The organism is Kaistella treverensis (assembly GCF_900114045.1).
GTDB classification, from domain to species: Bacteria; Bacteroidota; Bacteroidia; order Flavobacteriales; family Weeksellaceae; genus Kaistella; species Kaistella treverensis.
In genome coordinates this window covers 480563-496655 of sequence record NZ_FORQ01000001.1, presented here as the reverse complement: position 1 = coordinate 496655, position 16093 = coordinate 480563, and the positions used below count along the sequence as shown (strand labels likewise).

Here is a 16093-nt window from a genome sequence, read left to right as displayed (position 1 = left end):
AATTTTAATTACAGAGGACACAAAGAATTCACGCAGATTATTTTCGCTTTGTGCACATTGTAAAAAATCTTTGTGCACTTTGTGGTTAGATAAAAACTTTTGCAACTTTGTGGTTAAATTAAAAAAATATGCCGCTAAAGCAGCATATTTTTCATTTTCAATTAAGACGAAATTTGTTTTAGTTCTTCAACATTTCTTCAATCTTTTTGGAAAGTTTTTCCGCATTCGGAAGCATTTCTTTTTCCAAAACCAAATTGATCGGAACGGCAGGTAAATTTAAAGAACCCATGGCTTCCACCGGCGCATCCAAAAACTGGAAACAGTTTTTAGAAATCCGGTGTGCAAAAGCTTCTGCAAATGAATTATTCAGCTGTTCTTCGGTTAAAACCAAACATTTTCCATGAATTTTTACCCGTTCGAACACCAGTTTTTCATCTAAGGGAATTAAGGTTCGCAGATCGATAATTTCAACCTGCCCGACGAAATTTTTTGCGGCTTCTTTCGCCCAATAAACTCCCATTCCATAAGTCACAATCAGCATTGTTCTGCCTCTTTCAGTTTCTTCTGGGTTGGCTTCCAAAATAATATTTCCTTTTCCAAAAGGCAAGATATAATCTTCGGCCGGCTCGATGGTTTTCGCTTCTTCGGTACCCGGAACTTTGCTCCAGTACAAGCCTTTATGTTCCAACATTACCACCGGATTTGGATCGTAAAAAGCAGCTTTTAACAAACCTTTAAAATCTGCCGCGTTGCTCGGATACGCGATTTTTATTCCTTTAATATTGGCTAAAATACTTTCCACACTGCCGCTGTGGTACGGGCCGCCGCCTCCGTAAGCGCCAATCGGAACGCGAATAATGTTGCTCACGGGAAACTTTCCGTTACTTAAATAGCAGGATTTCGAAATTTCAGTAATCAGCTGGTTAATGCCGGGATAAATATAGTCAGCGAACTGAACCTCAACAATTGGTTTTAAACCAACCGCGCTCATTCCGACAGTCGAACCAATGATATACGCTTCCTGAATCGGAGTATTAAATACGCGTTTGTTACCGAACTTTTTACCTAAAGTCACGGTTTCGCGGAAAACTCCGCCGATTCTTTCGCCGACATCCTGACCGTAAAGCAAAGCTTCCGGATGTTTCCACATCAATTCCTGAATCGCGTGAATTGCAGCATCCACCATCACAATTTTTTCCTGTCCTTGTGGTTCTCTTTCACCAACTTCTTCTGTAATCGGTGTCGGCGCGAAAACGTGATCTTCAACAGATTGCGGCAGCGGATCTTCGGCTGCAAGCGCTTTTTGGAAAGCTTGCTCAACTTCCAGGCGCGCCTTCTTTTCTATTTGTTTTAAAATTTCTTCGTCGATGCCTTCTTCCAGCAATCTTTTTCTGACAATATTACCCGGATCTTTTTCGCGGTGTTTCGCCAGATTTTCCTCATCTCTGTAAAATTCGCGGCGAACGCCGGAAGTGTGATGCCCAATTAAAACGGTGCTGGCGCAAACCAACATTGGTTTTCGTTCAGCGCGCACGAAATCAACGGCTTTTTTCATCGCTTCAAAACTCGCTTCGAAGTCTGTTCCGTCAACCTTCATGCGGTTTAAACCGACAAAACCCGCGGCGAAATCGTAAGCATCAGAAGTCCGCGCTTCCTCTTTAGTTACAGAAATTCCCCATTCGTTGTCCTGCACTAAAAAAATAATCGGCAATTGGTGAAGTGCAGCAAACTGAAAAGCTTCGGAAACTTCGCCTTCAGTGATGGAATTGTCGCCGAAACTACATACAACAACCGGATTATTTTCAAATTCTTTCAGCTTAAATTCCTGAATATATTTTATTCCCTGCGCAACGCCGGTGGTTGGAATGGCCTGCATTCCGGTGGCAGAACTTTGGTGGATTATTTTAGGCAGATTTTCAGCGCGGCTTGACGGATGTGAATAATAAGAACGCCCGCCGGAAAACGGGTCGTCGGCTTTTGCCAAAAGTTGAAGCATCAGCTGATAAGGTTCGAAACCTATGCCCAGCAGCAAACTTTCATCACGATAATAAGGTGAAACCCAATCTTCTTTCGTCAGTTGATAAGCTGTAGCCAGTTGGATGGCTTCGTGTCCGCGGGAAGTGGAGTGCACGTATTTGCACAGATTGCGGTTTTCTTCGTACACATCAGCGGTGGCTTTTGCAACCATCATATGCTTAAAAGCTTTTAACAAAATATCCTGAGAAACGCTTTTTTTCTTAATAATTTCCATAGAAAACAAAGATAAAAATTTTAGCAGAAGAAAGTCAAACTTTTGAAATTTAAACCAAAAACCTGATAAAAAGCGGGTAGAGACATTTCTAAAACGCAACTTTTTTTTGAAGTTATTTTAAAGTAATTTTACCGAAATTATTCTCTTCAATGTATTTGATTTTCGATACCGAAACTACGGGTTTACCTAAAAATTTTAACGCTCCGATTACCGATTCCGACAACTGGCCAAGAATGGTTCAGATAGCCTGGCAATTGCATGCAAACGACGGAGCGTTGCTCGAAAATCAAGATTATATCATTAAACCTGAAGGCTACGATATTCCGTTTTCTTCCCAGAGAATTCACGGAATTTCTACAAAGATAGCAACCGAAGAAGGTCGTGATTTAAGCGAAGTTTTAACCGAATTTCGCGAAGCGGTAAATAAAGCGAAAGTCGTCATCGGGCATAATATTATTTTTGATTATAATATCGTGGGCGCGGAGTTTTTCCGCAAGCAGATTGAGAACAATCTACAAAATTTATCTTTTGCTGATACGATGCAGATTGGAACAGATTTCTGCCAGCTCGGCGGTGGAAAAAGCGGAAAATTTAAGTCACCGAAACTCGAAGAACTTTACGAAAAACTCTACAGCGAAAAATTCGATGAAGCGCATAATGCTGCGGCTGACGTAAATGCGACAGCGCAGGTTTTCTTTGAGATGAAGCGTACCGGAATTATTCCGGCTGAAACGCTGAAAATTTCTCAAATTGAACTGCAGCAGTTTATCACTTCGCATCCTAGCCCAATACAACCTTTCCCAATCGTCATTCGCCGCCAGGTTGCCGCTTCAAAACTGAAGAAAAATACGGTTCATTTTGGTGACACCGATGAAATTGAAATCGGCAGCTATTTCAATTTCCACAATCACAGTATTTATTCGTCTTTGCAGGCTTCAACAAATATTGGTGAACTGATTTCCAAAGCACTCGAAAATAATTTTCCGGCCGTTGGCATCGTGGATTTGGGAAATATGATGGGCGCTTTTAAATTCATTTCTGAAGTTGAAAAAGCCAACAGTGCAATTAAGAAAAATTACGAGGAATATCATGCAAAAAAACAGAAAGCGGAAGACGAAGGAATTGTATTTGATGAAACTGAGCCGCGCAAAAATCCTTTAATCCCGATTATCGGTTGTGAATTTTATCTTTCTGAGCGGCCGGAGCAGAAACAATTTACAAAAGACGATCCTGACCGCCGCACAAATATGGTTCTTTTGGCGAAGAATTTTGAGGGATATAAAAACCTTGCAAAACTTTCCAGTTTAGGTTTCGTGAACGGATTTTATTTTGGCGTTCCGCGGATTTCAAAGCAGATGATTGCGGAGTATAAGGAAAACCTAATTGCGGTAACCTCCGGAATTGCCGGCGATATCCCGAACACCATTATGGAATTTGGAGAGCAGAAAGGTGAAGAACTTTTCAAGTGGTGGAAAGAAACTTTTAAAGACGATTTCTATGTTCAGCTACAAAATCATGAACTCGAGGAAGAAGAATATTTAAATGATGTTTTGCTCCGGTTTGCCGAAAAATATGAAGTTAAATTTTTGGCGCAAAATGAGACTTTTTACACCGAAAAATCCGAAGCGCATATTCAGGATATTTTGTACTGCATCAAAGATGGTGAAAAACTTTCCTCGCCGGTTGGTAAAGGTTTCGGGAAAAGACGCGGTTTGCCTTCCCAGGAATTTTATATTAAAAATACCGAGCAAATCAAACAAAGTTTTCGACAATTTCCGGATGCTTTTGAAGCGTACGACGAATTCTTGGTGAAATTCGAGCCTTTTACATTAAAAAGAGATGTTTTGCTGCCGGAGTTTAAAATTCCAACGGAATTTCAAAGTGCTGAAGATGAAATTGATGGCGGCAAAAGAGGTGAAAATGCGTACTTAAGATATTTGACTTATGAAGGTGCTGCCGCGAGATATGTTGAAATCACCTACGAAATTAAAGAACGGCTTGATTTCGAGCTTGAAGTTATTGCAAATACCGGCTATCCCGGTTACTTTTTGATTGTTCAGGATTTCTGTAATGAAGCACGGAAAATGGGCGTTTGGGTCGGGCCGGGACGTGGTTCTGCTGCAGGTTCAGCAGTGGCTTATTGTACCGGAATTACGAATGTTGATCCAATTAAATACGACTTGCTTTTTGAGCGCTTTTTGAATCCGGAACGTGTATCGATGCCAGATATTGACATCGATTTTGATGATGAAGGCCGCGATAAAATCATCAAATGGGTAGTGGAAAAATATGGTAAAAATAACGTGGCGCAAATCATCACTTACTCGGTTTTAGGTGGAAAATCTGCGATTAAAGATGCTGGCCGTGTTTTAGATGTTTCGATTTCTGAAACCAATAACATCGCAAAGTTAATTCCGACCACACCTGGAATGAACATCGCAAAAGCTTTCGCGAAATTCGAAAAACTGGCGCCCGAAGATAAAATGCTGGCGCAGGAAATGAAGGATATTTTAGCAAATCCCCGGGATGACCGCTACGAAGTTCTTGCTGCGGCTCAGAAAATGGAAGGCTGCATTAGAAATACCGGAATTCATGCGTGTGGCGTAATTATTACACCTGAAGATATTTCGAATTTAGTTCCGATAACCATCACGTCGAAAGATGCGGATATTTTAGTGTCACAATTTGATAACTCGGTTGCGGAAAGTGCCGGTTTGCTTAAAATGGATTTTTTAGGTTTGCGAACTTTAACCATTATTAAGCACGCGGTTAAGCTCATTAAGCAAAAACATGGTATCGAAATCGATCCGGATGCTATTCCGTTGGATGATGCCAAAACGTATCAGCTTTTTAAGGAGGGTAGAACGATCGGAATTTTTCAGTATGAAAGTCCGGGAATGCAGAAATATATGCGCGAATTGAAACCGACCGAATTTGCGGATTTAATTGCCATGAATGCACTGTACAGACCAGGACCGATAAAATATATTCCACTTTTCATCAACCGGAAAAATGGTGTTGAAGAAACCGTTTATGACTTGGAAGAAACCGAAGAGTTTCTGAAGGAAACCTACGGAATTACGGTTTATCAGGAGCAGGTAATGTTGCTTTCGCAAAAACTTGCGAATTTCACCAAAGGTGAAGCCGATACTTTGAGGAAAGCAATGGGTAAAAAACAGCGCGATGTGCTAGATAAAATGTACCCGAAATTCATCGAAGGAGGAAAACTCAATAACCTCGATGAAACCAAACTCAACAAAATCTGGAAAGATTGGGAAGCTTTTGCGGAATACGCTTTTAATAAAAGTCACTCCACCTGTTACGCTCTTATTGCTTACCAAACCGCTTATTTAAAGGCAAATTATCCGGCAGAATACATGGCGAGCGTAATGTCCAATAACATTAACAACACCAAGCAAATCACACTTTTTATGGAGGATTGCAAAGCAATTGGTGTGGATGTTCTGGGACCGGACGTGAACGAATCACAATATGCTTTTGCGGTGAATGAAAAAGGACAAATCCGTTTTGGTTTGGGCGCGATTAAAGGAATTGGTGAAGGCCCAAGTGAAGCCATTGTTGAAGCACGAAAAACAGGAAGATTTAAAAATATTTACGATTTCTTTGAGAGAATTCCGACTTCGCAGATGAACAAGCGTGTTGCTGAAAGTCTTGTAGTCGCCGGCGCTTTCGATGAAGTTGACCGGTATCACCGCGCGCAATATTTTGACATTGATAATTCCGGGAAAACAAATGTCGAACGCTTAATCCGCTACGGACAGAGTTTTCAGGATAACAAAAACGAAATTGAAAATTCGCTTTTTGCTGATTTTGCGGATGAAGTCCAAATTGAACAGCCGAAACTGAATCCGGCGCCGGAATGGCAAAACATGCACAAACTCAATAAAGAAAAGGAAATTATAGGTTTTTATCTCTCTGCGCATCCGTTGGACGAATACAAATATCAGTATCAGTTTTTGCAGGGCGCACTCAGCAAAAAAGCGATTTTAGAAGGTAAAAAAGAAGAAACGGTAGAACTGGAAAAAGTAGTTTTACCGCTCGAAATTTCTGAAGGTGAAGAAAGCGATGAAGATGCTTTGGATTTACCGGCCGAAATTTTAGGTGAAGATGAACAACTCATCGAAGAACCGACAAAAATCGTGGAACCGCGCGGAAACTTTAATTTCCTGAACCTCGATGAAATTGAAAGTTATAAAAATTCGGTTTTTGGGAATAATCAACCGGATTTATTTAATAATGATAAGCTGACCTGGAAAGAAAAACAGGCGATGAAAAATAACACGCCGGAATATATGGTCGCTGGTTTGGTTACAGAATACACCATAAAAGACGGCAAAAATAGCGGTGAAAAAGTGGCTTTTTTAATGCTGGAAGATTACAGCGGAAGTTACTCTTTCCGTTTGGGCGACCGCGATTATATGAAGTTCCGGGATAAAATAGATGTGCAGCGTTTTGTAATTTTCAAAGTGAAATTTTCCCAAGCCAATGACGGCCGCGTTTTCGTAAATATCACCGATGTGACCGATCTTAAAGAAGCTTTTGAAAAGTTTGCAAAAAAAATGACGGTCGTAGTTGATGTTAATGATTTACGCAAAGAAGACGTAGAGTTTTTCCGGAACCAGTTTGGTGAACACAAAGGTGAACAGAAGCTGAACTTTTTCATAAAAAATCCGGCTGATGAAAGCCAGCTTGAAGTCATGAGCATGCAAACCAATATCGAGGTGAACGGCGATTTAATCGGTGTTTTCAATGAAATGCAGAAATACCAGATCTTTCTAAATTAGAAAAAAACCTGCTTTTAGCCCGGAATTTTCCTATTTGCAACGCGGAATTTTTTACCGTATTTTAACCCTTTTTATTACTAATTTCAAGTTATCTGCTTTAAAATCTTAAATAAATTTATAATTTCGCGGAAAACATCCATGAAACCGAAAGTTATTCTTTGCGGCGACGGCGGTGAAAATTTCGAGCAAATACGGCCTTTTTTTGAGAATTCAATTCTCGATGATAAATTTGGTGTTGAAAAAATTTCAGATATTTCCGTACTTCCGGATTTACCACAGAACGAGGGCAGCGTCTTGTTTTTAAATCCGAGTGGTTTTCCAGCGGAAGAGCTTATCCCTTTGATTCAAAATTTAGTCCGGAAAAATCCCTGTTTGAAAGTTATAATTTTTGCTGTTGATCTGGAAATGGCCGATGTCAAAAAACTTTTCGAAAAAGGAATTAAAGCTTATGTCGGCAAAAACGCATCTTCGGCGGAATTAAAAGAAGCTTTTACCGAAGTGCTTTCCAGTAAAATTTATATGACCGATGAGGCGAAAAACCGGCTTGTACATTTTGTATGCGAGGTGGAAGATGCTGAAATCCGGATCCATAAACTCAGCACCGAAATTACGAGGCGCGAAAAAGAAATTTTAAAATTGGTTTGTGAAGGTTTCCGCACCAAAAAAATTGCCGATCAATTAGGAATCAGCCCGCACACGGTGGAATGTCACCGCCGGAATATTATGCACAAATTCAACATCCGTAATTCTGCCAACCTCATAAAATTCGCAAGAGAAAATCATCTAACGGAAAGATAAAAGTAGATTTTAAAAAATTCGGGCCAAAAAGCGGCAAATTTTTATGACTTGGAAACTTTAAAAAAAACATTATCTAAAACTGTTTTATAAAAATTCAACAAAAAGGATTAAAAAACCAAGAAACTATTTTCGTTTCTTGGTTTTTTTTGTACCTTTGCTGCCGAAATTATGGAAGAAAATACAGAATTTTTAGTAAAAGCATCGGAGCTATTTTTAGAACATGGCGCTAAAACGCTGACAATGGACGACATATCCAAAGCGTTCGGCATTTCTAAAAAAACGCTTTATGTAAAGTACAAGAATAAAGAAGAGCTGATAGAAGCGGTTCTTCATTTTAAACTTGATGAAATTATCACCAGACTTCGGTTTCTGGACGATCAGGTTGAAAACGCGGTGGAAAGGATGTTTTGCCGTGATGAACAGATTGATAAAGTTGCAGATTCCAACAACAGTTTGCTCATAAAACAGCTTCATAAATATTACCCGTCGATTTTCAATAAACACATGCTGGAATTTGCGGAAAAATTTTCGCAGGTAATGATTCATAATATCGAAAAGGGCAGAGCTCAGGGTTACTACCGCACCAATTTCGATGCGGAAGTGTATGCGAAATTTTTTCTCCAGCTCATCATGTCGATGGAAAGCTCAATTTATCTGGACCCGAACGTCATCGATAAAGTGTACTACAAAAACGAGCTGATGAATATGTATATGTATGCAATTACCACAGAAAAAGGAAAAGAAATCTTAAAAAAATTAAATAAATAGTATGAAAAAAGTAGCACTAAGTCTTCTTTTTTGCGGTGGTTTGGTTTTCGGTCAGGAAGTGAAAGTTCTTACACTCTCGGAAGCCATTTCTTATGCGCTGCAAAACAAGGCGGCTGCTAAAAAAGCACAACTGGACATTAGAAAAGGCGACGCGCAGATTGCGGAAATAAAGTCGCGCGCGTACCCGAATATTTCATTCAGCAGCAATACGACGTATAATCCGCTGCAGCAGGAATCTGTTTTACCAGGTGAAATTTTCGGTCAGCCGGGCCAGCAGGTGAAAGTTGCTTTTGGCCAGAAATGGGTTTCCAGCAACAATATTCAGCTATCGCAGGTACTTTTTAACCAGGCAGTTTTTACCGGCTTAAAAGCAGCAAAAAGCACGAAAGAGTTTTATATTATCAATGCAGAACTTACTCAGGAACAGATTGTAGAACGCGTTGCAAATGCCTATTACGATGTTTACAAAAGCGAGCAAATGCTTCGCAACGCAGAAAGCAATGTTGAAATTACCAACGCAACCAGCAAAATCATCAAAGGATTATTTGACGCCGGACTTGCGCGAAAAATTGATTATGATCGAACTACAGTAGCGAAAAATAATTTGACCTCAGCCCAGCAGCAGCTTATAAATGCCGTTCAGCTTAGCGAAAACGCACTGAAATTTATGATCGGAATGCCAATGTCGCAGGAAATTACTTTACCGGAGGAAACTTTCGATCCGGCTATTTTACCGGACAGCGATCCCGGAAATTTTGAAAACCGAACTGAACTGAAACTGGCAAATAAACAAATTGAACTGTTGGAATGGCAAAAAAAAGCCACCAAAGCCGAATATTATCCGACAGTTGGTTTAAATGCGAATTACGGTTATCTAGGTCAGGGTGCTAAGTTTCCTTTGTGGAACGGTTCAAGCAACGGCGTGTATTGGTCAGATTTAGCATCGGTCGGTTTACAGATCAATGTTCCGATTTTTAATGGTTTTGCAACAAAAGCGCGTGTAGAACTCAATGAAATTGATATTGAAAAAGCGCAGGCTGATTTGCAGGAAACCAAATTAGGTTTGGATTTAGCGCACAAAAACGCAATGACATTGCTTACAAATAATATGGTCAGCATCAATGTACAGCAGGAAAATTTAAAACTTGCAGAAGAAGTTTTAGCAAACACCAGAGCTAATTATAAATACGGTTTGGCAACTTTGAATGACATTTTAGACGCTGAAAGAGATCTTACCGATGCTAAAAATAACCTTACAAAGGCCAAATTAGATTACAAACTCGCTGAAATAGAATTACTGAAATCCCAGGGCAAACTCAACACATTAAAATAATAAACCAGAAAATGAAAAAGAGAACTTTATATACAATTTTAGCAATTATCGTGGTTGCGGCGGGTTTCTACTTTATTCTTCAAAATAACAAGAAGAAAAACGAAGCTGAAGTTGCCATTGTTGCAGAAAAAAATGCTGATGTTGCAGTGCGTACAGCAACTGTAAAAAAAGAGGAAATTAGCGGCGAATTTTCCTTGAACGGAACTTTTTTACCGAATAAAGAAAGCAAAATTTCGGCGGAAATAAACGGACAGTTAATTGCACTTTACGTAAAAGAAGGAAGTTACGTGCGCGCAGGACAAAGCATCGGCAGACTTGCAGGTGAAAAACTCAACGTGAATGTTGATAACGCAAAAGCCAATTTAGCTCAGGCTCAATCTGCTCTCAGCCGCTACGAAGCTGCGTACAAAACCGGCGGTGTTACAGCTTTGCAGTTGGATCAAGCCAGACTTCAGGTAAAAAATGCAAGATCTCAGGTGCAATCCGCACAACTACAATCCGGTGACACCAATATTATTTCAAAAATTGGCGGTATTGTGAACCAAAAATTTGTAGAAGTTGGTGCTGTTTTAGCGCCGGGAAATCCGATTGTAGAAATTGTGGATATTTCTTCGGTTAAATTAAAAGTTGATGTTGACCAGTCTTTGGTAAGCCAGCTTGCGGTAGGAAATACGGTAAAAGTAAAACCGGATGTAATTGAGGGAGCGATTGACGGTAGAATCACCTTTATTGCACCTGCTGCGTCCGGAGCTTTAAAATTCCCGGTGGAAATTACAGTTCCGAACAGTTTTAATAAACTCAGAGCGGGAATGTACGGAAGCGCAATTTTCAACAATAATGGTGAAAACAGTGTTTTGGTGGTTCCGCGTGATGCTTTTGTAGGCAGTGTAAGCGATAATTTGATTTTTGTAGTGAAAAACAACATCGCTTATTTAACCAAAGTACAAAGTGGTCTGAACTACGGCGACCGCGTTCAGATTCTTTCCGGTTTAAAGGAAGGTGACTTGGTAGTAACCAGCGGACAAATAAACCTTACTGATAAAACCAAAATCAGAATTTTAAAATAATCGATTAAAGAAGAATATGAAATTAGTAGAAGTATCGATTAAAAGACCCAGTTTGGTGATCGTAATGCTTGCCTTACTCATCATCGGAGGACTTTTCAGTTACAGCCAACTGAATTATGAGTTGATTCCGAAGTTTGAGGTTAAGGTAGTTACCGTTTCCACAATTTATCCCGGCGCATCACCTTCCGAGGTGGAAAGCACCGTTTCAAGAAAAATAGAAGACGCAATTTCGTCGTTGGAAGGAATTAAAAAAATTCAGTCGAAATCTTACGAAAGTTTGTCTGTGGTAATCATTCAGTTTAATAATGAAGCCGACGTAGATTTTGCTTTGAATGAAGCGCAGCGGAAAATCAACGCAATACGTTCCGATCTTCCCGATGATATTGAGGAACCGTCGCTCTCGCAATTCTCACTCTCAGACATGCCGATTGTGAGCATGGGAATCACTGCGAATCTTACCCAAAGTGAATTATACGACCTGATCGATCAGAAAATTCAACCGGAATTTTCACGGATCCAGGGTGTGGCAAAAGTAAATATTGTAGGCGGCCAGGAAAGAGAAATCCGAGTAAATCTGGACCAATATAAACTGGAAGGTTACGGTTTAACTATTCCACAAGTTCAGCAGGTTATTTCAACTTCCAACCTGGATTTCCCGACGGGAAGTTTAAAGACGCGTGCGAACAGCACTTTAATTCGTCTTTCAGGTAAAATTAAAACCGTGGACGAACTTAGAAATTTAATTATTTCTTCAGTTAACGGACAAACTGTTAAGCTTTCTGATATTGCTGAAGTTCAGGACACGCAGAAGGAAACCGACAAAATAGCACGTATTGATCAGCAAACCACAATTCTACTGCAGGTTCAGAAACAAACCGACGCCAACGCAGTGGACGTTAGTGAGCGCGTGCGCAAGAAAGTGGAAGAAATGGAAGTTCAGTATAAAGCGCAGAATTTAGAGGTGAATATCGCGAATGACACCTCACTATTTACATTGGAAGCGGCAAACGCGGTAATTAAAGATTTATTTATCGCTGTAGGTTTGGTTGCATTTGTAATGCTCTTTTTCCTTCACAGCTTCCGGAATGCATTGATCGTAATGGTCGCCATTCCAACCTCGTTGATTGCAACTTTCATCGGCTTAAATCTTCTGGGTTATTCCCTGAATTTAATGAGTTTACTGGGACTTTCACTGGTTGTTGGTATTTTGGTCGATGACGCGATTGTCGTCATCGAAAATATTCACAGACACATGGAAATGGGTAAAAACAAAGTTCGCGCGGCGTACGACGGTGCTTCAGAAATCGGCTTTACCGTAACTGCAATTACTTTGGTTATCGTGGTGGTATTTTTACCGATTGCCATCAGTAACGGTTTGGTTTCAGACATTATCCGCCAGTTTTGTGTCACGGTAATTATCGCGACCATGCTTTCGCTGTTGGTTTCATTTACCGTGGTTCCGTGGCTTTATTCCCGATACGGAAAATTAGATTTGATCAGCAAAGATTCTCTTTTCGGTAAAATCATCTATAAATTCGAGGCCGGATTGGCAAAATTTACCGATTTTATTACCGGAATTTTAACCTGGAGTTTAGGACATAAAATCAAAACATTTTTAATTGTTATTGTGCTTTTTGCTTCCAGTATTTTATTGATGGCATTTGGCTACATCGGTTCCGACTTTTTCCCGGGAACAGACAAAGGTGAATTTTTGGTTCAGATAGAAATGCCCAAAGATGTTTCAATTGAAGAAACCAACTTTATGACTCAGAAAGCCGAAGCTTTTCTTCGGAAAGATCCTGCGATTACAAGCATGATTACCACCGTCGGACAGTCCAGCACCGGAATGGGCGGCGCGCAGGCGACGAATTATCAGTCGGAAATCAGTTTGAAACTCATTGATCAGTCCGAAAGAAATGCCAGTTCAAAAGTGTACGCGGCAAGAATCAAACGTGATCTGGAAAAAGAATTAGTTGGTGCGAAAATCACCACAATTCCAATCGGATTTATGGGCGCGGAACAGGCACCATTGCAAATGACTGTTGTAGGACCAAATCTTGACGAGGTAATGGCTTACGCGAAACAGGCGGAAGCACAGCTGAAATCCATCGATGGTTCGTCAGGTGTTGATCTTTCTGTAAAAGAAGGAAATCCCGAAATTATGGTGAGTGTTGACCGCGATAAAATGGCACTTTTAGGTTTAAATGTCGCTACGGTGGGTCAGACTTTACGAACTGCTTTCAGCGGAAACGACAACAATAAATTCCGAACCGGAAACAGCGAATACGATATCAATATTATTTTAGATGAAGCGTACCGTAAAAGCATTGATGATGTAAAAAACATCAATTTCGTCAACAATGCCGGCGAAAGAATTCAGCTTTCTCAGTTCGCGGAAATCACCAATTCTTCGGGTCCTGCATTGCTTGAAAGATACGACAGATCGCCTTCGGTAACCATCAATTCGCAGGTTGTGGGTAAAACCACAGGAACTTTGGCGGCAGAGTGGGAAGCTAAAATGGCAAACGTAAAAAAACCTGCGGGCGTCACTTGGATTTGGGGCGGAAATATGGAAAACCAAAGTGAAGGTTTCGGAACTTTGGGAGTTGGTTTATTAGCCGCAATTCTCTTGGTTTACATGATTATGGTGGTGCTTTACAATGATTTTGTGAAACCGTTCATCGTTTTGTTTTCAATTCCGTTATCGTTTATCGGTGCGCTTTGGGCACTAGCTTTAACAAACCAGAGTTTGAATATTTTCACCATTTTGGGTGTAATTATGCTGATTGGTTTGGTGGCGAAAAATGCGATTTTACTAGTTGATTTTACGAATCACCGAATGGCCAAAGGTGAAACCATTAATAATGCTTTAATCCAGGCAAATCACGCGCGACTTCGTCCGATTTTGATGACGACCATCGCGATGGTTTTCGGTATGCTTCCGATCGCAATGGCGTCGGGCGCGGCAGCCGGAATGAACAATGGTTTGGCAATCGTAATTATCGGCGGACTGTTATCATCGCTTTTCTTAACATTAATTATCGTTCCGGTGGTTTACTACATTGTGGTGAAACTGGAAGATCGATTTGCAAGCAAAGAAAAAGCAAATTACGAAAATCTGATGGTGGAAGATTACAAACATATTCACCCGGAAAACGAAATCGAATTCTAACGAATAACATTAAATTTAAAGACGCTTCGGATTATCTGAAGCGTCTTTTTTTTATTATTTAAAAAATGAAATTTATTGCCATTTTAACCAGGTATTTTTTGGATTTAATGAAAGGCAGCTTTAAATTCCAGTCCTTCTAAAAATGAAATTTTTTACCGTTTTAGCGGCATATTTTTTAAGTTTAATGAATTTCAGAACGGATTTCAAAGGCTTGTATAAAATTATAAAAAATGGCCGTTTTATCGCGTAATTTTTTTTGGTTTAATGAAATCCAGAACGAACTTAAAAGCTTTTCTAAAACGAAAAAATTTGCCGTTTCAGCTCGATATTTTTTCGGATTAATGAAATTCAGATCGAATTAAAAGCTTTTCTAAAAAAGAAAAATTTGACGTTTTAACGCCTGATTTTTTAAAGTTGATGCGCCTCGATTTTTTTCTGCGAGAGCGTCAGAAATCTTTTGACCAAAAGAACCGCAGAAATCGTCAGTCCCAATCCGAGCGCGATCCACATTCCCCAGGCGCCCATTTTTAAAGTCACACACAGAAAATATCCGAGCGGAATAGTGATAATCCAATACGCGATAAAAGTAATAATCGACGGTATTTTTACATCCTGCATGCCGCGCAGACAACCAAGCGCGACAATCTGAACACCATCAGAAAGCTGGAATAAAGCCGCAATTATAAGCAGTTTTGAAGCAAGCAGAATTACTTCAACATCATCAGCTTTGGTGAAAAATGTAGGTAAAATATTTCTGCCGAAAATAAAAAACAGACCGCACAAAACCATAAAAAGAAATACGATTTTCAAATTATTAATGCCGACGCTTTTTAAACCGATAAAATCGCGCTCACCTGATTTTCGCCCAATCATCACCGTTGACGCAACGCTAAAACCAATACACAAATTGAAAGTAAAAGACGCCATCGATAAAGCAATCTGGTGCGACGCAATATCTTTTGCTGAAATTAGTCCGCAGATAAATGCCGCGCCGGCAAACGCTGTAACTTCGAAAAACATCTGCAAAGCCGTGGGAAAACCAATTTTCACCATCTTGCGGAACATGTCTTTTGAAAATCCTTCAATTCGCAGGTAAAAAGCTTTGATATAACGTCGAGTTGTTTCTTCCTTCAGCAAAACGTAATACAGGAAAACCATCATGAAAACTCTTGCGATTAAGCTCGCCAGCGCGGAACCTTTTACGCCCATTGGCGGAAAACCGAACATTCCTTTAATAAAAACGTAATTCAGCGCGATGTTAATGATATTCGCAAAAATAGTTGCTTTTGTGACTCCAATGGTAAAAGACAAACCTTCGGAAACTTCACGTAAAGTCTGAAACACCATAAACGGCAAAATACTGATCGTCATAATCGCTAAAAAGCTGATGGTATCCGGAATAATTTCCGGCGGCTGATTCATGTGATAGAGTAGTGGTAAGGCGAGCAAAAGCACGATGGACAGCAGCAAACCAATTCCTAAATTAATGACAAAACCATGGCGAAAAACCGAATTGATCGTTTCGTGGTCGTTCACAGAATGCGCTTCCGAAACCAACGGCGGAATTGCCAGTGAAAAACCGAGCGCGAAAACAAATATCGAAAAGAAAACCGCATTTCCTAGTGAAACTGATGCAAGTGCCTGTGCACCAAGCAATTTTCCCACAATAATATTGTCGAATAAATTCACGGAAACCTGACCGACCTGCGTGAGCATTACTGGCAACGCAAGCGTAAGTAAAGATTTGGTATGTTGGGAATTGAGAAATGCCATTACGCGGAAAAATTTCGGCAAAAATACTGCAATCTTTCTGCTTTTTAACTATTTAAATGTTTTCTTTTCAGTGGTGAAATCTGGAAATTAAATTAAAATAAAAAAATGCCGCTGTTCGGGCATTTT

At 40.0% G+C, this 16093-nt stretch carries 8 protein-coding genes; 6 read left to right on the top strand and 2 right to left on the bottom strand.

Annotated elements, in window-relative coordinates; translation table 11 throughout:
* Positions 1-178 precede the first annotated feature (178 nt).
* The gene (locus BMZ55_RS02415; protein ID WP_089818328.1) at positions 179-2251 is read right to left on the bottom strand and encodes an alpha-ketoacid dehydrogenase subunit alpha/beta; all 2073 of its coding nucleotides are present in this window, start codon (positions 2249-2251) and stop codon (positions 179-181) included.
* Between the two features lie 149 nt (positions 2252-2400).
* On the opposite strand from BMZ55_RS02415, the gene dnaE reads away from it, so the two are divergent.
* From dnaE to BMZ55_RS02385, 6 genes are all read left to right on the top strand, one after another.
* Complete coding sequence (gene dnaE, locus BMZ55_RS02410) at positions 2401-7056, top strand: DNA polymerase III subunit alpha (protein ID WP_089818326.1); 4656 nt, start codon at positions 2401-2403, stop codon at positions 7054-7056.
* 138 nt (positions 7057-7194) lie between these two features.
* Positions 7195-7854, top strand: a complete 660-nt coding sequence (locus BMZ55_RS02405) for a LuxR C-terminal-related transcriptional regulator (protein WP_089818323.1) — start codon at positions 7195-7197, stop codon at positions 7852-7854.
* A gap of 168 nt (positions 7855-8022) precedes the next feature.
* Positions 8023-8622 (top strand): TetR/AcrR family transcriptional regulator, encoded by a 600-nt coding sequence (locus tag BMZ55_RS02400; protein WP_089818321.1) that lies wholly within the window; start codon positions 8023-8025, stop codon positions 8620-8622.
* Position 8623: 1 nt separating this feature from the next.
* On the top strand, positions 8624-9955 hold the full coding sequence (locus tag BMZ55_RS02395) for a TolC family protein (protein ID WP_089818319.1): 1332 nt from the start codon (positions 8624-8626) through the stop codon (positions 9953-9955).
* Between the two features lie 11 nt (positions 9956-9966).
* Positions 9967-11022 carry an efflux RND transporter periplasmic adaptor subunit gene (locus BMZ55_RS02390; RefSeq protein WP_089818317.1) on the top strand — a complete coding sequence of 352 codons (1056 nt, stop codon included), beginning with the start codon at positions 9967-9969 and terminating at the stop codon, positions 11020-11022.
* A 16-nt stretch (positions 11023-11038) separates the two neighbouring features.
* Positions 11039-14194, top strand: a complete 3156-nt coding sequence (locus BMZ55_RS02385) for an efflux RND transporter permease subunit (RefSeq protein ID WP_089818315.1) — start codon at positions 11039-11041, stop codon at positions 14192-14194.
* A 408-nt stretch (positions 14195-14602) separates the two neighbouring features.
* Here the strand turns inward: BMZ55_RS02385 and BMZ55_RS02380 are convergent, their stop codons facing one another.
* A complete protein-coding gene (locus BMZ55_RS02380; protein WP_089818313.1) occupies positions 14603-15967 on the bottom strand; it encodes an MATE family efflux transporter in 1365 nt (454 codons plus the stop codon).
* Between the last annotated feature and the right edge of the window lie 126 nt (positions 15968-16093).